This is a genomic window from Microcoleus sp. AR_TQ3_B6 (assembly GCF_036702785.1).
GTDB lineage: Bacteria > Cyanobacteriota > Cyanobacteriia > Cyanobacteriales > Microcoleaceae > Microcoleus.
In genome coordinates this window covers 12873-31523 of record NZ_JAUBVJ010000047.1, presented here as the reverse complement: position 1 = coordinate 31523, position 18651 = coordinate 12873, and the positions used below count along the sequence as shown (strand labels likewise).

Below are 18651 nucleotides of genomic sequence, written 5' to 3'. Positions count from 1 at the left end.
TGGGTGGAACCAATTTGAAATTCCCTCCACTTAAGTCTTAATAAGGTTACTTTGCGTGTCATTGCCAGCAAACCGACGCCATCTCAAACCGAGATTTTCGATTCCTGGCGGGCAAGCCGAGATTTGATGGCGCAGAATTGTCCTGTACTTTTTGATGTTGTGGGTTGCTAACTGTCGGTTTTTCTAGTTGAGTGGCGATCGCCCCGAGCATTTCTGCGACGGTGCAAGGCTTGTTGAGATACCCATCTGCTTTGAGTGCGAGAGCTTTTTGCATGTCGGAGGCTGTCATAAAAATAAACGGAATGCTGGCCGTTGCAGGGTGCGATCGCAAAGCTGCGAAAACTTGTAAGCCGTTTTGTTCGGGCATCCTGACATCTGACAAAATTAAATCGGGAATTTGGGCGATCGCTAACTGGATACCAACTTGTCCGTTTTCGGCGCCGACGGCCTCAAAACCGCGCGATTCCAGGATTTCTAATACGATTTCTCGCATTAAGTTATTGTCTTCAATTACTAATATTTTTGTCATTTTTTTGAGCTAGCTTTTTACTTGGTTGGTATTTATCTGTGATAATTATTGCAAGTAAGTTTTAAGATATTCAAGAGGGTTATTGCAAAAAACCACTTTTTACGGCCCCCTTTTTAGGAATCTTGTGCGCTCCCAGTACACACAAGATTTGATCTATCAGCCGCTTTACCTTTTGTACTAGCGATCGAACTCGCTGGGCCCTACCCATCCTGGTAAATATAGCGGTTCGATCGTGTGGTGAGGTATGCCCTATGCCCGTGGATCCACGGAGGCCTATGCCCTATCGGTTATGCCAGATAGTACCTCATGTTAGTGAGAAAGGCTATATCTAAAATCTTGGATTTAACAGTTTATTTAAGAGAATTCCAGCCGCCTGACTCAAAAAGTTTCTGTTGGAGTTGCGATCGCCCGAAACCTGTAATTAATAAATCCGCCAGGGGCTGAGCGCGAAACTACAAACCGTGAAGTTCACAAAGTGCGGGCGATCGCGTAAAATATAACTTGGGGTATCGGTATTAAGTGAGGAAAAGTATATGTCAGAATTTCTTGACTTTCTCAGACATCAGTTTGCCTACGTTGCCATTGGCGAATTTAAACCAGGAAAATTTGAAGCTGCAGAAGAACTTTTTGAAAAAGCCGTTGCAACTTACGCTACAGGTTTTAAGGGAGCATACCTGCTGCAATTGCCCAATACAGACAAAGGTATTGCCATCATTTTTTGGGAAAGCGTAGAAGAGATGACTGCCAATCAAAGCGAAGCTTATCAGGAAATATTAAAGCAGATGACGCCTTTGTTTGCGAAAATTCCCGACACTGACGTTTATGAAATCGTCAGTGAAATTCAGCCGAAAAGTGAATGATTAAAAATCCTGCAACCGACGCGTCATTCCCATTCCCATCGGCGTCTTCCGCCCGACTCCGCTGTAAAGCGCAAAATCTGCTAAAGCGTTAATTTGCTTGATGATAGCAGGAGCTATATCTCCCATAATTCGGTAACTAATATGGCCGACGCAGCCAATAAATTTACTTCGAGAATCCGTACTAACTTCTGTTCGGATATCGAAAAAACTGGGGAAAATAGCTTCTGTGAAAGTAGGTTCGATCGCAATCATGCTGTACTTGTTCCAGCGATTGGCTAAACTACCAAAAATACTCTCACGAGTGGGCATAGCACTATCGTATACACCTTGCCGAAAATTAGTAGGAGTGCAAAAACTAAAAGCAATTTGGCGCTCAGTTTCCGAAGCTCTATCGAACAATTCCGCGTAAGTACAAAAGTTGACCCACGGCTGGTTTGATTGCGGTTCGCTCAAAATATTAGTAATGTATATATTTGTCGGGCCCAGATGCCAAGGGCGAGCGAAATTGAGTTGCTGCCAAAGTTGAGTTAGGCGATCGAACAAACCGTCATCCAGCAGAGAAATTCGCCACCAAATCGGCGTATTTTCCTGAATTGCTTGCTTGTAATCCCACTGTAGGGCCTGCGAAATTGTGCGGGAAGCAGAAGGCAAAACTCTCTTTTGGGGCTGTGGCGTGCTGCTTTTGTAAGCTTCTTTTCTGCTTACTTGGAAAGGGCTTAAAGTGAAAGCTTTTTCCTGAGATTGGTCGTGCAGGTACGCGCTCAAATCGCTGTCTACAGCACTCACAAGGTTCAAAAATAAAGCGTGGAGATGCCGCCCGGTTAAAAACTGAGATGGAATTGGTGCAACTGGCAGCAGGTTTAAAACAAGGCTGTGGGGCATTTTTAAATTCTATACTGTATCTCTATATATTTTCAGCTACTATTAATATTACAGCTAAGTTGCAACTTATATTAAGGAATTTAAATCAGGTAAGGTGCGCGGGCGCACCCTACGTTTAGGGGTATTTGCGCGCCCGCGCACCCTAGGTTTAGGTTGTGATATTGAGGCAAATCTCTGCACTGTGAATTTTTAGGCGATCGAGATTTCTGGCGACAAATAAACGTCTTGGATGGCGTGGAACAATTTTACACCTTCTTCAAAGGGACGCTGAAAAGTTTTGCGACCGGAAATTAAGCCGCAGCCGCCAGCGCGCTTGTTGATTACCGCCGTGCGAATTGCTTCGGCAAAATCGCTTTTCCCGGAAGCACCGCCGGAGTTAATTAAACCCATCCTTCCCGCATAACAGTTGAGAACTTGATAGCGAGTGAGATCGATCGGGTGATCCGTTGTTAAATCCGAATAAACGCGCTTGTCGGTTTTGCCGTAACTGTGGCCGCTAGCTTTAGCAACCGCTTCGTAACCGTGATTGCACTCGGGCAATTTCTGCTTGATAATGTCAGCTTGAATTGTCACTCCCAAGTGATTTGCTTGACCTGTCAAATCGGCCGCAACGTGATAATCTTTGTCTTGTTTAAAGATATCGTTGCGGAGGTAGCACCACAAAATTGTCGCCATTCCGTATTCGTGAGCCAGTGCAAAAGCTTGACTGACTTCTTGGATTTGTCGCGTCGATTCCGGGGAACCAAAATAAATTGTTGCTCCGACTGCTGTTGCTCCCAAATTCCAAGCTTGCTCGACGGTTGCAAACATTATTTGGTCGAATTGATTGGGATAAGTCAGCAATTCGTTGTGATTGAGCTTGACAATAAAAGGGATTTTGTGCGCGTACTTGCGAGATACGCTTCCCAAAACTCCCAGGGTTGTCGCGACAGCGTTGCAGCCAGCAGAGATTGCTAGTTTGATGATGTTTTCGCTGTCAAAGTAAATGGGATTCGGTGCAAAAGAAGCGGCGGCAGAGTGTTCGATTCCTTGGTCTACTGGCAGGATGGATAAATAGCCGGTATTCGCCAAGCGTCCGCTAGAATAGAGTTGCTGAAGCGATCGCAAAACTTGAGGAGATCGATCGGTTTGAGCAAAAATGCGATCGACCCAATCCGGCCCAGGCAGGTGCAACAAATCTTTAGGAACTTTTGCTTGATGGGTGAGCAAGTCTTCGGCTTCGTCGCCCAGCCAAGACTCGATGGAATTGGGAACTGATAGTGTAGCTGTCATAAAGAATCTCAGTAAGTGCAAAACGATCGTGGCTTGAGCCTAGAGAGGAAAATGACACTTCGGCTACGCGAGGGTGGATCGCACAAGCGATTTTAACCGCATTGAATCTTTCTTTACCCATTACCGCCTTGGAGTTGTTCAATTTGGTGTACTTTTGTAATGCACTTTCGCGCTTGACAATTACCATCTCAAACTTCCCAACCCGCGATCGCATAATGGTTCGCTCAATTGAGCCTCCCTTGCGGGGTAATGTTAGCACGCGCCTTTATTTTAAGAGCTTTTTGAACCTGCAATACTGTTGAGCGTGACTTTAAAACTGTTTAATTGCAGATGACAGAGCAAGGAACTAGCTAGGCATTCCGGGGTGTCGCGACTCAAAAAACGCATTCAATGAAGACGATAGCCGATCGGTACAGCTTGCAAGAATTTCTCTTACAAGCTCAATCCCTTTAGGGTTGAGTTACTGACGCAGATTTCCCTCACCATTTCAATTGCAGGCTGATGTTTGCAGACATGAGCCTTGCTGATATTGTAGCGAAAAAATCATATTTTCCATCCCGGCAACGATCGACCAGTTTTTAACAAGTTAGCGACAACAGCAGCTAGGACGCGCTACCCTATAATAAGCTGGCAGTTCAGCCAGATCGGCGCTGCCAGCGATCGCCGCTCGACTCACAACTTTGCCATCACAATGTCAAATACTTACTTTGATTCTGAAAACAGTCACAAATCCTTCGAGATGCCTGGTGCTCGGCCGCATTACAACCCGGATCGCCCCGGTCAAGTAGAGCATATTTTCCTCGACTTAGTGCTGAATATTCCCAAACAAAGCTTTCGCGGCACTTGCAGCATCCGCATCAATCCAGTCCGCAGCGGCATTGACAAATTAACCTTAGATGCGGTAAACCTCAATATTGAATCGGTAAAAGTTGGCGAAACCGAGCAAAATTTCGACAGCGACGGCGAAGTGCTGCAAATTCAACTGCACGAACCAACAGAAGCTTACCAACCAATTACTATTGCGATCGACTACTGGGTGGAAAAACCCCAACGCGGCCTTTATTTCGTCGGCCCGGACAAAAACTATCCAGACAAACCAACACAAGTTTGGACTCAAGGCGAAGACGAAGATTCCCGCTTCTGGTTTCCCTGTTTCGACTATCCCGGACAGTTGGCAACTTCCGAAATTAGAGTGCAAGTTCCCCGACAATTTTTGGCCATCTCCAACGGCGAATTAATTAGCATAAAAAACGACGGCGACGATAAGATTTATCACTGGTCGCAAACCCAGGTACACCCGACGTATTTAATGACCTTAGCAGTCGGAGATTTTGCCGAGATCAAAGACGAATGGCGCGGCAAACCAGTTAATTATTACGTTGAAAGAAGCCGGGAAGCAGACGCTAAGCGCAGCATGGGCAAAACGCCCAGAATGATTGAATTCTTCTCGGAAGCATTTGGCTATCCTTACCCTTTTCCCAAATACGCTCAAGTCTGCGTCGATGATTTCATCTTCGGGGGCATGGAAAATACTTCGACAACTTTGCTAACAGATAGGTGCTTGCTAGACGAACGCGCCGCCCTCGACAATCGAGGTACTGAAAGCTTAGTCGCCCACGAATTGGCTCACCAATGGTTCGGCGATTTAGTAGTAATTAAACATTGGTCTCACGCTTGGCTGAAAGAAGGCATGGCTTCTTATTCCGAGGTGCTGTGGACTGATAAAGAATATGGCAAAGAAGACGCGGCTTACTATATGTTAAATGAAGCCCGCAGTTATTTAGCTGAAGATAGTTCCCGCTACCGCCGCCCGATGGTTACTCACGTTTACCGCGAAGCCATTGAATTGTACGATCGCCATTTGTACGAAAAAGGCGCTTGCGTTTATCACATGATTCGCGCCGAGTTGGGCGACGAATTATTTTACAAAGCAATTCACACTTTTGTGCGGGATAACGCTCACAAAACTGTAGAAACGATCGATTTGCTCAGGGCGATAGAAAAGGCTACCGGTCGCAATCTCATGTTTTTGTTCGACCAGTACGTTTATCGCGGCGGTCATCCAGATTATAAGGTTGCTTATTCCTGGGATGGCGACAGCAAATTAGCAAAAGTGACTGTAACGCAAACTCAGGTAAAAGATAGCAAAAATGACAGCGGCAACAGCAAAGATGTATTCGATCTGAAAATTCCGATCGGCTTCGGTTACAAGCCGGAAAAAGAGGCAGAGGATGAAAGTTCTGCACGTTCAACCGCGAACATAAAAACTTTCACTGTGCGAGTCTACGAACGCGAGCAAAGCTTCTATTTCCCTCTCGAAGAAAAGCCTGCCTTTATCAGTTTTGATGTCGGCAATAAATACTTAAAAACTGTTGCGTTAGAGTATGGAGTTGCGGAACTAAAAGCTCAGTTGCAATTCGACCCCGACCCGGTTTCCCGGATTTACGCGGCCCACGCTTTGGCGAAAAAGGGAGGACTGGAAGCTGTGAAAACGCTGTCAGAAGTTCTCAATAAAGAGCCGTTCTGGGCTGTGCGCGCCGAAGTCGCGAGTCAGTTAGTTGAAATTAAACTTGACCAAGCTTTTGAAGGTTTAGTAAGTGGTTTGAGTGATAAAGATGCTCGCGTTCGCCGTGCTGTGGTGGGGGCGCTGGGTAAAATCAAAACTCACGAAACTTTTAAAGCGCTGAGATCGATCTTAGATAAAGGCGACGCCAGCTATTACGTAGAAGCAGCCGCAGCGAGTGCTATGGGCGGAATTGTAGCGGCTAACCCGGACGAAAAACCGACTGAGGAACAGGTACTGAAAGAGTTAAAATTCCTGCTGAAAGAACGTCAGGGCTGGAATGAGATTGTGCGATCGGGTGCGATCGCCGGTTTGGCGCAAATGAAAACTTCTGAAGATGCGCTGAATTTAATTTTGAAATATACTGCTGCGGGTACTCCGCAAGCTTTGCGCTTGGCTGCAATTCGCTCTTTGGGCACCATTTCGACAGGTCAAACTAATATCAATTTAGAACGGATTTTGCAGCGATTGGCAGAATTGTCTAAAGAGACGTTTTTCTTGACTCAAGTATGTGTCGTAGCGGCATTAGGACAAATGGAAACCCGCAAAGCAATTCGCATTTTGCGTTCTTTAGCTGACCAAACTCCCGATGGCCGCGTCCGCCGCATGGCTGATGAAGCTGTGCAAAAAGTGCAGAAAAATGCTGGTTCTGATGCAGCGGTCAAGCAGTTGCGGGAGGAATTAGACCAGGTGAAAAAGGAAAATCAAGATTTGAAGAGTCGGATGGAAAGTTTGGAGGCTAAGGCGAAGAAGGATTAGGCGTAAAGTAAAACCGCAGACCGGTGCAGGTAAAGGCCGATATTGTCGATCGGCTTTTATCTGCTTGTCGGTAGAGGATTGCGCCCGGTTATTATTATAATATTATTGTTCAGTGGGAGTGCATGGGAATTTCCTATTTTCCACAGAGGGGAAAAGCCAAATATCTCTATTCTCCACGTTGTTGTCTCAACTGGGAAATTATCGAGAATTTGAAGGCAATTTTTATTTTTGAGTTGTAAACTGTTGATGAAGTTGCAGTAGCTTTTTTAACCATAAATTTTGCAGAAATCATGAGTATAAAAACCGCTGTATTGATAGAGCAATCGGGGGTAATTCCCTATCGTATTGAAGACGGAAAAATAGAAGTAATGCTGATTACTTCTTCGGCTAGCAAGCGCTGGGTTATTCCCAAAGGATTAATTGAACCTGACATGACTCCCCAAGATTCCGCCGCCAAGGAAGCTTGGGAAGAAGCAGGTTTGTTGGGTAAAGTGTTCCCGGATTTGCTAGGAACTTACGAGTATCAAAAGTCCGGCTGTACTTGGCTGGTAGGAGTATTTCTACTGGAAGTGCAAGCTGTTCTGGAAATTTGGCCGGAAGCTAGCAAGAGAAAGCGCCAGTGGGTAAGTATTCCTAAAGCAATTAAGCGGGTTAACGAACCGGAACTCAAACTCATTTTTGCGGATTTGCAGAATAGGTTCTGGTGAAGAGTGGCTTGGTAAGGGCGGGTTTACCAATACTTTGGTTTTCAACCATAAATTCGGGTGAACCCGCTAAAAGAACAAAATGACTGAAGACTATATGCTTTATGATTCTGGAGATGCGATCGCCCGGAGCCATCTCCTCTGATGACCCACATTAACCCAATTAAAATTCTCTCCCTGAATGACCTGCGCGACAACAAGCCCGAACGTCCAGGCTGGTCACTCACCTTCGGAGCCATCTGTGCAGATGCAGCCGCCGTTTGTCTCGACGAGGGAGGACACTCTATCCCTGTGACGCTGACAATCGAGGGGATTCAACCCTGTGAAATCCAAATTCAATGGGATGCGATCGATGATACTATCCGTCGGTTCAACGCCGATCGGGAAGTTGCCACTGAATATGGAGCCTACGGTATTGCGGCGCTCATCATGCCTCACCTCACTGGACTCACCATTATCGAACGTTCTGTCAAAGGTAAAGGCTTAGGTTTTGACTTTTGGCTTGGTTCGCTCGAAGATCCAGGCACGCTATTTCAGCGCAAAGCCCGCTTAGAAGTCTCCGGGATTCGTAAAGGTTCTGACAGCATTATTCAAGCCAGAGTTAACATAAAATTAGAACAAATCCGCCCTTCAGATGACGTAGCTCCTGGCTATGTATCTGTAATTGAGTTCGGTACTCCCAAAGCACGGATCGTCAAAAAATGCAGACCGTAGAAGCCCTTCACCACGAAGCAATGGAACTGGTCGATCGAGCAGTTCTCGCCCGTCAGTGCGGTGATATCGACCAAGTGACTGCACTCACCAGAGCCGCCTTTGCGAAAGAACGGGCGGCAGCGGATTTAGTAGCAAACGAATGGGATTTTGAGCCTACTCGTTCTATACTGCATCGGAGCGCCGCCGTACTTGCCATTGAGTGTGCCCAACTCCGGGAAGCAGAACGGCTGATTGGACGCGCCCTCGCAGGCAACCCTCCCACAGACATTGCTGATGAACTGCGTGACCTGCTTATAGAAGAAATTTACTCGCAGCGCCAAGCGATTGGAGCTTAATTTATTTAGGCGTTAGCTGATAGAAAAGGAATACTTTCGGCTAAGTTATCCTTAACTTCAATTCCCTGTTTTCTCGCCCAAAACTGGCTCAAAAAGTGAATTTGCCGCAAGCCGACAACTAAATTTAAACCTGGTACAAAAAGCCACCAAACAGTTAGCGGTTCTTTGATTCCTTCTTGGCGGTACAATTCGTTAACTGTCTTGTAAAGTTTGAACTGCACGATGTAAATCCAAGCAATACCGAGGAAGGAAAACCAACCAAACCATCCGGGAACGTCAGGATCGAATATCCGCAAAGCTTGGGGGACGGCTACTCCTAAAAAAAAGGGAAGCAAGCAAAGAGTTCCCGACCAACCGCTGCCGTTATAGCGACGCAATTCTTCTTGAATAATCCATTTGTACCATCCGTAATATAGCAGCAAGCTGACTCCAGACAGCAAAATTACTCGCCACAAAGAGCGCGGTTTACCTAAAGGTTTTTCGGACATATTTAGATGTAAGATATGAATGGCTGTCTTGATTGTATTAACATTTGTTAATTATTGCAAAATCATTTCTCGGATCGATCGCGCTGTTGCAGGGGCCAGCAGAACACCGTTGCGATAGTGGCCGCTGGCGATCAAAACGCGATCGTTACCGGGAAGCGTCTCGATAATTGGGGCCGGCCGCCCTTCCGGCCGCGGGCGCAATCCCGACCATTTCCTGATTATTTCAGCTTCTGCTAAGGCCGGACAAAGTGCGATCGCCCTCGCCATCACTTGCGCCAACATATCAGGATTCGCCTGAATTTCCCCGCCATTTTCGGAAAACTCCACCGTCGCCCCCACCCAAAATTCCTGATTTCCCACAGGCACAATGTGAACGTCATCGCAAGTAATTACCGGGCTAAAATCTGGGTTTCCTACAGGATTGGGCGTCAGCAAATGCAGCGCTTGTCCCAACACCGGGCGAATGTCAACCAACTGATTTAACGATGCAGTCACAGCAGCAGAACCCAAACCAGCGCACACAATTAGTCGATCGAAATTTTCAGCAACAGGCAAGATGCCTGTTCCACAAGACTGATTGACAGCAATGGAAGATGCGAGTTGAATCTGAGACACCGGAGAATCCAACTCAGTAATGCCTTGAACTTCCACTCCCAACTCAAAATTAACTCCTTTGAGTTTAGCAGCATCAACCAAAGCCAAAGTTAGCGCCGTCGGATCGACTTGCCGGTCTTGAGGCGAATAAATCGCAGCAATAATCTTATCATTTAAATAGAGATGAGGGCAGCGATCGCGCACTCGTTCCACATCCCAAAGTTCCAATTGCCAACCTTGAGACTGGCGAGTGGCTATCAATTTTTCCCACTTACTTAAATCCTCTCCCTCCGAACAAAGCATTAAAATTCCTTGTTTGTTAAAAGGAATTTTGCGCCCCGTAACTGCTTCCAATTCTGGAATCAAAGTTTCGTAGCGCTGAAGGCTGGTTTCCCTCAACTGCCAATTTCTGCCCTTAGTTTTGTGGCTGATAACTCCCATCAAAACACCGAGTGCAGCGCCTGTAGAACCTTGTGCCGGCGGCTGTTTGTCGAACACAGTAACTTTCAGTTCGGGAAATTGACTTAGTTCAAAGGCGATCGAAGCCCCAACAATACCGCATCCAATAATTGCAACGCGAACCATTCAATTTTAGATTTTAGATTTTAGATTTTAGATTTTAGATTTTAAATTAACTGCTTCCTAGGTTCTGCCCGTATAAGCCTTTTTCGGGCGGGCAAGATGCCCGCCCCACAAGAAAACTGATTCTTTCTTTGTGGAACAGGCATCTTGCCTGTTCTTGACAATGATACAAGATGTGAGTTAAGGCTAATTAAGCTTTAGGAATTAGCTGCAAGAAGGTATCGAAATCATTCACAGCTTTTTGATAGCTGGCCGTGACTTTTGCATAGTCAAGGTCTTTAGCAGCAAGATCGATGTTAACCAAATCGGTAAACAAACTCTTGGTCAAATCAACAGCTTGTTGTTGAGACTTAGGCAATAAACTCGCAGAGACCGTTTTCATGGTGTTCCGCAAGTCGCCTAGAGGCCCGTGAATGTAAGTTCTGGTATCAACCCAATTTCGCTTTTGAATTAGGGTGCCCAGTTTGTCCATGCGCGATCGGAACTCTGTCAGAGTAGGAACATAGCGCTGAATTTGCTGGATTTGGGCTGTTGTGTAAGTCGTTGGAACTTTTGCTTCGACACTGCTGCAACTAACCAGAAATGCCATCAAAAACGCCATCATCAAGGCAAAAATTGAACGGGGACGAGTCATGTCGATTTTAGATTTTAGATTTTAGATTTTAGATTGCTCGTTGCGAGCGGGCACAGGGCGGGTACGGGGTTGCTCGTGTTCGTTCCAAGGCTCTGCATAAAAACGCAGATGCTTTGGCTCTGCTTCGCTGACCCAGCACCGAGAGTTATGTACAAAATATTATTTTACCTCCTGGCGGCGCAGAAAAGTTATCACAGCATCGCCAACTTTTTCTGACCAATGTTCTTGAGGATAATGCCCCGCTTGTTCCAGCGTGACTAACTCTGCATTTTGCAGGGAACCTACTAGCTTTTGAACTGGTTCAACACTCAGCCAAGGGTCTGTCAAACCCCACACAAATAAAGTTGGTCGAGTCCATGCTTTCCAGCCGGATTCTATTTCGGCCATTGACTGCGGCAATTGAATATTGCGGACTGTATTCATCAGCGATCGACCCGCATCCGAACTCTTCAAAAATGGGCGGCGGTAAACATCTAAATCTTTGTCTGATATCGTTTGGCGGCTGCCGCCTTCGAGAGTTCTGTCAACCAAAAGCGGGTCTTGTGTCATCATGTCGCCAATAAAAGGCAGCCCCAACTGCTGCATTTTCCAAGGCAATTTTATATCTGCTGAAACTGGTGTATTGATGACAGCTAAACGCTCAATTTTCTCGGGATTGCGCAATGCGTATTGAATGCCTGCGGAAGCTAAAAATCCTTGGACAACGAGGTAAAATCGGTCTAGTTCTATAGCTTGAATAAAGCCTGTGAGGGCGTCAACAAAAGCATCTGGAGTATAGGAAAAGTCGCGTTTGTCTGGTTTTGTCGATCGCCCGTAACCCACCCAATCAGGGGCGATCGATCTAAATCCCTGTGCCGCCAAATCCGGCATAATAGCAGTCCAGGTAAAACTCTGGGACGGCAAACCGTGCAGCAGCAGTACGGGCGGTTTATCAGTTTTGTTAACCGGATTTGTTTCCCGATAAAACCATTGCAGCGGGCCTACTTCAACTATTTTCTCATCAATTGACATTATTTTATATCAAATCCGTTAGCATCGGAATAGTAAATTTGAGTTCACTGTTGACTGTTCACTGTTGACTGTTCACTGTCAACCGTCAACTGTCAACCGTCAACTGTCAACATCATTCCGGTGTAACCGGAAATGATATTACTGGTTATTTATCAAACAATAAGGCGGGGAATACCCGCCCTACTTACCTAATAGTTGGATCTGCACAGAGTACCTTACCCAACTAATTACAGCCGCCCTTAGAAATTCATTTCAGCAGCTTGAACTTTTTCGACCTGTTTCTTCTTGAGAACCAGCATAATTTGAGCCAGCATGGTCAAAGCCACGAAAGCCATCAATCCTTTAACGCGATCGGCACTTTGCAGCACAATCTCCACGTCTTTTTGACCGAAGCCGCCCACATTAGGATTGTTCGTCAAAAGTTCGCCTGCTGCCACTGTTTGTCCTTCGGTAACAATCAGTTCAGGGCCTGCGGGAATCGTATCAACAACGGCTGCACCTTCGGCAGGTTGAATTGTCACTTCATAACCGCCATCTTCAGGTTGAGCAATCTTAGAAATGGTGCCAGCTACCGAAGCATTGTAAACAGTATTATTGCTCTTATCGCCAGTAGGATAAACCTGACCGCGGCCGCGGTTGCCTCCGACATGAATTTGGTATTTGCCGTAGTGAACCGACTTGTCTGTTGCCGGATTCGGCGACAAAACGGGGAATACCAATTCTTTGTATTGTTCTCCCGGCAGTGGGCCCACTAAAACAATATTTTCTTGGGTTTCGCTGTAAGGTTGGAAGTAAAGGTCGCCGACTTTTTCCTTCATTTCTTCGGGAATTCTGTCCTCGGGAGCAATCTTGAAACCTTCGGGCAACATCACAACTGCGCCGACATTCAAGCCGCCTTTGCTGCCGTCGCCGACAACTTGCTGCACGCTAGTATCGTAGGGAACTTTGACAATAGCTTCAAAAACTGTGTCAGGCAAAACAGATTGCGGTACTTCAACTTCAGTCGGTTTTGCACCGAGGTGACAGTTAGCGCAAACAATGCGACCTGTTGCTTCGCGGGGAGTAGCGGGGGCTGTTTGCTGCGCCCAGAAAGGGTAAGCAAATGCTGCTTGGGGATATGCGATGTCGCTGGTGAGGAAAAATCCTGCAGCTGCGATCGCAATTAAGGCTGTTTTCGCGATCGTCCTGGCACTGCGGCGAAATATCGCAGATAAATTAGTTTGTGGCATTAGAGTATTCAATCTCAAAGGTCAGACAATTTTGGATTTTGGATGTAAGGATTTTGGATTTTGGATTTTGGATTATTAGACTGCTTTAGGGATGCACTTATCTGTGGTTTTCACCATTCACCCCCTATCTAAAATCTCAAATCTAAAATCCAAAATAGTTTAAGACCACCAAGGTGCTTCGCCGGTGCGGAAATCAGTTTCTGTCCAAGTTGTAAAAGCGATCTTGTCATCTGCGACAGTGGCGTGGGCCAGGGCCAGAGACAAAGGCGCGGGACCGCGCACCACTTTGCCCTCATTATTGTATTGAGAACCGTGGCAAGGACAGATAAACTTGTTTTCGCTAACATTCCAAGGCACGACGCAACCCAAGTGAGTGCAAACTGCATTGATGCCGTAGTCGGCGATAGATTGGTCTTCTTTCACCACAACATAGGTGGGGTCGCCTTTGAGACCTTGGGCTAAGCTGCGATCGCCCGCCGGGTGCGAAGCCAAATATTCGCTAACGATGATGTCGTTACCCAAAGCATCTTTAGCTGTCACTCCGCCACCAACTGCCCCACTCGACGGAGGAACAAAATACTGGACAACGGGATAGAGTGCGCCGAGTGCCACACCTGTGACTGTACCGAACGTCAGCAAATTCATAAATTGGCGACGCCCCATATCGGGGACATCGGGATTTCCAGCAGAAGATTGAGCCATGACCTGCCTTTACGGTTTTAAGTTACGTTTGTTTGTTAGCTGTTAGCGAACCTGTACGTGCAGAGGAAGGAGGATAATTGCCGTTAATCTGCTCGCACAAATTTTAGGCCGCGAAAATTCCTTTTAAGAATGCGCCTTCCAGCCTTTATTAGAGTATTATTACATTTTTTGAACTTTGTCTTTTATTGTTTAATGGATTAACTCAGGAGCAACCATGACGGGCAAGGAATTACACCAGCTACTGCTAGAAAAATGGGGAAAGTCTTACGATATCAGATTGCGGCGGACGCGGGGCAAGATTTTTGTGCAAGTTATGTGGAAATATCTAGAACAGGCGTCTTTTCCGATGACGGAGGCTGATTATTTCGAGCATTTGGATGCGGTGGCCAATTACCTCAACGGCTGGGGCAGCACGGCACAGGTGAGAGAATACATTGTAAATACTCGCGAGCGCCCGCGCTTGGGCAAAGCTGTTAGCGTTCCCCTAGATTTGGGTGAAAGAGCCTCGGAGTGGTTGCTAGACGAGTTTTGAATCACTAAGTCGATACAGCCGGGATCTGGGGGTGTTCCCTAAAGTTTTGTGTCGCGCCGCGGCCCGATTAGTTGAGCCCAAAGTCCCGAAAATCGATCGGCGAGCTTGTCATAGCACTTGCTGCTGGTGAGAAACTAAGCTGTGGCGCATCTAATTTGCACAGTTGTTTTGATTCAAAGTCTTGTGTGGCGGGCTTTGCTGCGCGCCCCTAACTGTGGGATTTAAATGCCCCAACAGCTTGTGGGGCTCTTTTAATTTTGGGCGATCGTCCTTCATCAGAAAATTGGGTAGAAACCTCGTCCTTTGAGGACGGCTTTATATTACAATATAATTGGTCAACGACCCACCCGAGACGATGGATCAAACAGCCTATACGAGCGAAGTTCAGCCTTGTGCTGGCGGCGAAGCAAAATCGGTAGACCGGGAAAAGAGGATAGGGCAATGGTAAACATCCCTAGAATCAAAACTACAAAGAATTCCCTTTGGTATTCGACACGTAAAAACCGCAGGGCTTGCGGGGTTAGTCTGTGGAGCGAACATAAGACCAAATCTCTTTTAGGGTGGAGGCAGTTGCTTTGAAGCAGAAATTCAAATCGTGAGGTTTGGGAATCCCCGTACCTTCAGGTCGGGGTGGATGTCAACGGAACCAATTTCTGTCAACAATTTCACCTACAATGAAGGTCAGATATCTTGTGAAATTTAGGAGAATGTTGTAATGGGTGTTGCACTGGGAATGGTTGAAGTCTTAGGATTTCCCGCTGCCGTAGAAGTTGCAGACTCAATGGTGAAAGCAGCCCGTGTTACTTTAGTTCGCTATGAGAAAATAACCCGCGCCTACTGGACAATTATAGTGCGAGGAGATGTCTCGGAAGTGCAAGCAGCCGTTGCCGCTGGAGTTGAATCAGTTAAAAAGGTCGATGGCGGAAAGTTGCTATCGTATCACATTATTGCTCGTCCCCACGAGAATCTGGATTACGTTTTGCCGATCGGCTACACACCTGAAGTCGAACAGTTCCGAATGTAGTCAAAGTTTTGACAAAACTTTGGTGTTGAATTTTAACTTTTAGTAATTATAGAGGCGCGGGCGATCGTGTCTCTATATTTTTTATCAACCTTAAAATTGAGCGATCGCCCCATACTCAGCCAGAAATTACCATCACGCCCCAAATATTTATAGGACTAATTTAAAATTAGCAATTAACCATTAGCAATTTGGATGACCGAAAGCATCCAGGATACAAGCCCCCGGATTCATTCCGAAAGCAGACTCAGGACCGGTGAAATAAAAAACCTGTATCCGATGAAACTTGCCCCCGAATTTATCCGTAGGGTCAATGCTTCAATCTAAAATCTAAAATCTAAAATCTAAAATCGATTGACTACCAGTCTGCGAACTTATCTGTTGCCTCAATTAAACAGGTGCGAATTCCCGGTTCGCTCATCGAATGTCCGGCATCGGCAACTACAATGAACTCAGCTTCAGGCCAAGCCCGATGCAGTTCCCACGCCGACATCATCGGACAAACAACATCATATCTTCCCTGAACGATAACCGCCGGAATCTTGCGGATGCGATCGATATTTAAAAGCAATTTATCTTCCGGATCTATAAATCCCTTATTGATAAAATAATGGCACTCTATTCTGGCAAACGCCTCCGCGAAAGCATCAATTCCAAATTTTTGCTTTAAATCTAAATCTGGAAATAATCTACTCGTGCTCGCTTCCCAAATTGACCAAGCACGAGCCGCTTCTAATCTAATTCGATCGTCTGGACTCGTCAAGCGTTGGTAATAAGCTGTTAGCAGATCGTCCCTTTCATTTATGGGGATAGGTTTAACATATTCCTCCCAAGCATCCGGGAAAATATAACTTGCTCCTTCTTGATAAAACCAGCGAATTTCTTTTTGTCTCAACATAAAAATGCCCCGCAAGATTAAACCCTTGCAACGGTCGGGATGGGTTTGACTGTAAGCTAAAGATAGAGTGCTTCCCCAGCTACCACCAAAAACAACCCATTGATGAATATTTAAATATTCTCGAAGTTTCTCAATATCGTTGACTAAATCCCAAGTAGTATTTTCTTGCAATTCTGCATGAGGTTTGCTTTGACCGCATCCGCGTTGGTCAAACATCACCAAACGCCATTTTTCCGGGTCAAAATATTGTCGATAAAAAGGCGGACATCCACCTCCTGGTCCCCCGTGCAGCAATACAATAGGTTTTCCCTCTGGGTTGCCAGATTCTTCAAAATGAATGGTATGGAGGTCAGAAACTTTGAGTTCTCCTTCGTTATAAGGTTGTCTAGGCGGGTAAAGTTCTCGCATTTTTTCAAGGACTTATAACTCGATAGTGTTTATTTTACATCATTAAGAAATCACCGTCCTAAAAGCTTCACCAAACCAACCCCGCCAAAATACAAGCCGAGCACCGCACCTCCTAAAAGACTTTGCGTTAAAGGGTCAGTAGAAGGCGTTAAAACCGCTCCCAAAACTGCGGCTCCCAAGACTACATACCGCCAGCCGGATAGCATTTGATTGGAAGAAACTATGCCCAAAACGCCGAGCAATACTTGGACAATCGGGATTTGAAAAGCTAAGCCGGTGCTGAACATTAACAGCAGCACAAATTTAAAGTATTTGTCTATCGACCACAACTGCTCTACAACATCCGCTCCATAGGTAACAAAGAAGTTAAGCGCCGCCGGAATCAGAGCGATGTAAGCAAATACTAACCCGCCCACAAATAGGAAACTCGAACCGAAAAACACAGGGCCGAGCAACCTGCGTTCTTTGCGAGTCAAGCCGGGGAGAACAAACAGCGCTATCTGGTAAAAAATAAACGGACTGGCGATGAGCAAACCGCTGTATCCGGCTACTTCGAGAGAAACAAAGAAATACTCGCCGGGAGCTAGTTGCAGAAACTTGACGGGCCCGGCCGGTACTTCTAGCAGTTGCACGATGGGTTTAACTGTTAAAAAGCAACCGATTACACCGATTGCTACTGCAATTAGCGAGTAGAAAAGTCGCTGCCGCAGTTCTTCTAAATGGTCGAATAAAGACATTTCAACTTCGTCAGGAAGTTCGTCGAGAAATTCGTCTTCTAGGTTGCGGGAACCCATCGCACCGCCTGCGATTGGTGCAATGCTGTTTTCCGGGCTAAGTGCTTCGAGGTTGTTGTCGGAACCTTGTTCGGATGTCTCCAAGTTTGAGGGAGCAGTCATAGGGATTTTTGATTTTATTTAGGTTTTAGGTTTATTAGTCCTGGACGCAGGTAGATTCAAAAACCCGGTTTATGGGTGAACTTCTATCGCTGATATCATTTCCCGTTACACCGTCCGTGATGTTGACGGTTGACGGTTGACTGTGAACAGTGAACAGTGAACAGTCAACAGTGAACTCGAATTTACTATGCCGATGCTAAGGGATTTGATATCACAACAAAGATTTTGACTCTTAACCGGGTTTTTTGGGCAAGCGTCCTATTTATGCAAACTGCGGGCGATCGCTCTTTTACTTTAACTCCAACCTGGCATCTTTTGGTAGACTTTTGCCACGTACCAGGTATAGTCATCGGGCTGGGATTCTGACTCTGCTTTGAGAATTCAGGTTGGCGATCGCGATCGCGCTCCTGCATCCGCTTAAGAGTACAATCAACAGTATAAGTGGCTGTAGAAACTGCCGCGCTTGCCTTCTTTTTTCCCTCCCGCTAAAACATCGTCGGGCTTGCAGTTTCCGGCAAAAAGTTCGTAAACTTGCCGCTCGCACCAATCAGGCGTCATTTTTAACGGCAAGCAGCGAGTTTTTGTCGAGGGCTGCACCCGATTCTTTGGCACTACAAAGGTAGCGCCAAACGGTTTCCTCTAGGTCTTTAGCGTTGACTGTTAAGTCGATTTTAAACTGAGATGTTGCACCATTCTCAATAAGCTTTTTATGAACAGGTAAGATGCCTGTTCCACAAAGAGTGAACTTTCTTGTGGAACAGGCCGGAAAGCCTGTTAAGCGAGAATGGTGCAAGATGTGAGTTTTAAACTGTTTTGCTCCCGGGAGCCAATCAGGCGGCGCAGTAGTAGGAAAGTCCGCGCTGCCACAGGTAAGGTATAATGCGCGAGTCGAGTTTTTTGGCGGTGTCGAACTCGGGGAAAAACTCGATAATTTGTCCTAGTTTAAATTTAACCATCCCCGCCGCCGAATGTAAGCTTTAGTTTCTGCCGGTGGCGATTGGATTCTCTGCTTCCAGTCAATCGATTTTAGATTTGAGA

General features: G+C 46.2%; 20 protein-coding genes. 7 read left to right on the top strand and 13 right to left on the bottom strand.

Annotated elements, in window-relative coordinates:
• Positions 1–58 precede the first annotated feature (58 nt).
• Positions 59–529, bottom strand: a complete 471-nt coding sequence (locus tag QUB56_RS21455; protein ID WP_332957950.1) for a response regulator — start codon at positions 527–529, stop codon at positions 59–61.
• 533 nt (positions 530–1062) lie between these two features.
• Here QUB56_RS21455 and QUB56_RS21450 point away from each other — a divergent pair.
• Entirely contained in the window at positions 1063–1389 is a 327-nt protein-coding gene (locus QUB56_RS21450) for an antibiotic biosynthesis monooxygenase (protein ID WP_332957948.1), read from the top strand.
• Here the strand turns inward: QUB56_RS21450 and cas6 are convergent, their stop codons facing one another.
• The gene (cas6, locus tag QUB56_RS21445) at positions 1390–2271 is read right to left on the bottom strand and encodes a CRISPR-associated endoribonuclease Cas6 (RefSeq protein WP_332957946.1); all 882 of its coding nucleotides are present in this window, start codon (positions 2269–2271) and stop codon (positions 1390–1392) included.
• A 189-nt stretch (positions 2272–2460) separates the two neighbouring features.
• Positions 2461–3543, bottom strand: a complete 1083-nt coding sequence (locus QUB56_RS21440) for a class I fructose-bisphosphate aldolase (protein ID WP_332957944.1) — start codon at positions 3541–3543, stop codon at positions 2461–2463.
• A 691-nt stretch (positions 3544–4234) separates the two neighbouring features.
• Here QUB56_RS21440 and QUB56_RS21435 point away from each other — a divergent pair.
• The 4 genes from QUB56_RS21435 (at position 4235) to QUB56_RS21420 (ending at position 8618) form a co-directional block, all read left to right on the top strand.
• The gene (locus tag QUB56_RS21435) at positions 4235–6865 is read left to right on the top strand and encodes a M1 family metallopeptidase (RefSeq protein WP_332957942.1); all 2631 of its coding nucleotides are present in this window, start codon (positions 4235–4237) and stop codon (positions 6863–6865) included.
• A gap of 290 nt (positions 6866–7155) precedes the next feature.
• Positions 7156–7572 carry an NUDIX hydrolase gene (locus tag QUB56_RS21430; RefSeq protein ID WP_332957940.1) on the top strand — a complete coding sequence of 139 codons (417 nt, stop codon included), beginning with the start codon at positions 7156–7158 and terminating at the stop codon, positions 7570–7572.
• 141 nt (positions 7573–7713) lie between these two features.
• Entirely contained in the window at positions 7714–8283 is a 570-nt protein-coding gene (locus tag QUB56_RS21425) for a hypothetical protein (protein WP_332957938.1), read from the top strand.
• Entirely contained in the window at positions 8271–8618 is a 348-nt protein-coding gene (locus QUB56_RS21420; RefSeq protein WP_332957936.1) for a hypothetical protein, read from the top strand. The genes QUB56_RS21425 and QUB56_RS21420 overlap by 13 nt, the downstream gene beginning before the upstream one ends.
• Positions 8619–8623: 5 nt before the next feature.
• On the opposite strand, the gene QUB56_RS21415 is transcribed toward QUB56_RS21420, so the two are convergent.
• The 6 genes from QUB56_RS21415 to petC all read right to left on the bottom strand — a co-directional run bounded on the left by QUB56_RS21415 (position 8624) and on the right by petC (position 13858).
• Entirely contained in the window at positions 8624–9106 is a 483-nt protein-coding gene (locus tag QUB56_RS21415; protein ID WP_332957935.1) for a hypothetical protein, read from the bottom strand.
• A gap of 51 nt (positions 9107–9157) precedes the next feature.
• Positions 9158–10285, bottom strand: coding sequence for an FAD-dependent oxidoreductase (locus QUB56_RS21410; RefSeq protein ID WP_332957932.1), 1128 nt, complete (start codon positions 10283–10285; stop codon positions 9158–9160).
• A gap of 187 nt (positions 10286–10472) precedes the next feature.
• Positions 10473–10916 carry a photosystem II protein PsbQ gene (gene psbQ / locus QUB56_RS21405; protein WP_332957931.1) on the bottom strand — a complete coding sequence of 148 codons (444 nt, stop codon included), beginning with the start codon at positions 10914–10916 and terminating at the stop codon, positions 10473–10475.
• A gap of 159 nt (positions 10917–11075) precedes the next feature.
• A complete protein-coding gene (locus QUB56_RS21400) occupies positions 11076–11927 on the bottom strand; it encodes an alpha/beta fold hydrolase (protein ID WP_332957930.1) in 852 nt (283 codons plus the stop codon).
• Positions 11928–12166: 239 nt separating this feature from the next.
• Positions 12167–13156: a cytochrome f gene (gene petA, locus QUB56_RS21395; protein ID WP_332957929.1), complete on the bottom strand. Its 990-nt coding sequence runs from the start codon at positions 13154–13156 to the stop codon at positions 12167–12169.
• A 159-nt stretch (positions 13157–13315) separates the two neighbouring features.
• On the bottom strand, positions 13316–13858 hold the full coding sequence (gene petC / locus QUB56_RS21390; RefSeq protein WP_242717315.1) for a cytochrome b6-f complex iron-sulfur subunit: 543 nt from the start codon (positions 13856–13858) through the stop codon (positions 13316–13318).
• Positions 13859–14072: 214 nt separating this feature from the next.
• Here petC and QUB56_RS21385 point away from each other — a divergent pair, with 214 nt between their 5' ends.
• Positions 14073–14390 (top strand): DUF3067 family protein, encoded by a 318-nt coding sequence (locus QUB56_RS21385; protein ID WP_332957927.1) that lies wholly within the window; start codon positions 14073–14075, stop codon positions 14388–14390.
• A gap of 715 nt (positions 14391–15105) precedes the next feature.
• A complete protein-coding gene (locus tag QUB56_RS21380) occupies positions 15106–15414 on the top strand; it encodes a carbon dioxide-concentrating mechanism protein CcmK (protein WP_332957925.1) in 309 nt (102 codons plus the stop codon).
• Positions 15415–15769: 355 nt separating this feature from the next.
• On the opposite strand, the gene pip is transcribed toward QUB56_RS21380, so the two are convergent.
• From pip to QUB56_RS21360, 4 genes are all read right to left on the bottom strand, one after another.
• Positions 15770–16717: a prolyl aminopeptidase gene (gene pip / locus QUB56_RS21375; protein ID WP_332957924.1), complete on the bottom strand. Its 948-nt coding sequence runs from the start codon at positions 16715–16717 to the stop codon at positions 15770–15772.
• 50 nt (positions 16718–16767) lie between these two features.
• Positions 16768–17613, bottom strand: coding sequence for a twin-arginine translocase subunit TatC (gene tatC / locus QUB56_RS21370; RefSeq protein ID WP_332957922.1), 846 nt, complete (start codon positions 17611–17613; stop codon positions 16768–16770).
• A 429-nt stretch (positions 17614–18042) separates the two neighbouring features.
• Positions 18043–18225: a hypothetical protein gene (locus tag QUB56_RS21365; RefSeq protein WP_332957920.1), complete on the bottom strand. Its 183-nt coding sequence runs from the start codon at positions 18223–18225 to the stop codon at positions 18043–18045.
• Positions 18226–18443: 218 nt separating this feature from the next.
• Positions 18444–18569, bottom strand: coding sequence for a hypothetical protein (locus QUB56_RS21360; RefSeq protein WP_332957918.1), 126 nt, complete (start codon positions 18567–18569; stop codon positions 18444–18446).
• Positions 18570–18651: the final 82 nt, after the last annotated feature.

Bases quoted from the DNA above. Each gene is read 5' to 3' on its own strand.
- cas6 (WP_332957946.1), bottom strand. From the start codon at position 2,271: ATGCCCCACAGCCTTGTTTTAAACCTGCTGCCAGTTGCACCAATTCCA.
- QUB56_RS21410 (WP_332957932.1), bottom strand. From the start codon at position 10,285: ATGGTTCGCGTTGCAATTATTGGATGCGGTATTGTTGGGGCTTCGATC.
- petC (WP_242717315.1), bottom strand. From the start codon at position 13,858: ATGGCTCAATCTTCTGCTGGAAATCCCGATGTCCCCGATATGGGGCGT.
- QUB56_RS21385 (WP_332957927.1), top strand. From the start codon at position 14,073: ATGACGGGCAAGGAATTACACCAGCTACTGCTAGAAAAATGGGGAAAG.
- QUB56_RS21380 (WP_332957925.1), top strand. From the start codon at position 15,106: ATGGGTGTTGCACTGGGAATGGTTGAAGTCTTAGGATTTCCCGCTGCC.
- QUB56_RS21430 (WP_332957940.1), top strand. From the start codon at position 7,156: ATGAGTATAAAAACCGCTGTATTGATAGAGCAATCGGGGGTAATTCCC.
- QUB56_RS21415 (WP_332957935.1), bottom strand. From the start codon at position 9,106: ATGTCCGAAAAACCTTTAGGTAAACCGCGCTCTTTGTGGCGAGTAATT.
- QUB56_RS21360 (WP_332957918.1), bottom strand. From the start codon at position 18,569: ATGGTTAAATTTAAACTAGGACAAATTATCGAGTTTTTCCCCGAGTTC.
- QUB56_RS21425 (WP_332957938.1), top strand. From the start codon at position 7,714: ATGACCCACATTAACCCAATTAAAATTCTCTCCCTGAATGACCTGCGC.
- QUB56_RS21400 (WP_332957930.1), bottom strand. From the start codon at position 11,927: ATGTCAATTGATGAGAAAATAGTTGAAGTAGGCCCGCTGCAATGGTTT.
- pip (WP_332957924.1), bottom strand. From the start codon at position 16,717: ATGCGAGAACTTTACCCGCCTAGACAACCTTATAACGAAGGAGAACTC.
- petA (WP_332957929.1), bottom strand. From the start codon at position 13,156: ATGCCACAAACTAATTTATCTGCGATATTTCGCCGCAGTGCCAGGACG.
- psbQ (WP_332957931.1), bottom strand. From the start codon at position 10,916: ATGACTCGTCCCCGTTCAATTTTTGCCTTGATGATGGCGTTTTTGATG.
- QUB56_RS21435 (WP_332957942.1), top strand. From the start codon at position 4,235: ATGTCAAATACTTACTTTGATTCTGAAAACAGTCACAAATCCTTCGAG.
- QUB56_RS21450 (WP_332957948.1), top strand. From the start codon at position 1,063: ATGTCAGAATTTCTTGACTTTCTCAGACATCAGTTTGCCTACGTTGCC.
- QUB56_RS21455 (WP_332957950.1), bottom strand. From the start codon at position 529: ATGACAAAAATATTAGTAATTGAAGACAATAACTTAATGCGAGAAATC.
- QUB56_RS21440 (WP_332957944.1), bottom strand. From the start codon at position 3,543: ATGACAGCTACACTATCAGTTCCCAATTCCATCGAGTCTTGGCTGGGC.
- tatC (WP_332957922.1), bottom strand. From the start codon at position 17,613: ATGACTGCTCCCTCAAACTTGGAGACATCCGAACAAGGTTCCGACAAC.
- QUB56_RS21420 (WP_332957936.1), top strand. From the start codon at position 8,271: ATGCAGACCGTAGAAGCCCTTCACCACGAAGCAATGGAACTGGTCGAT.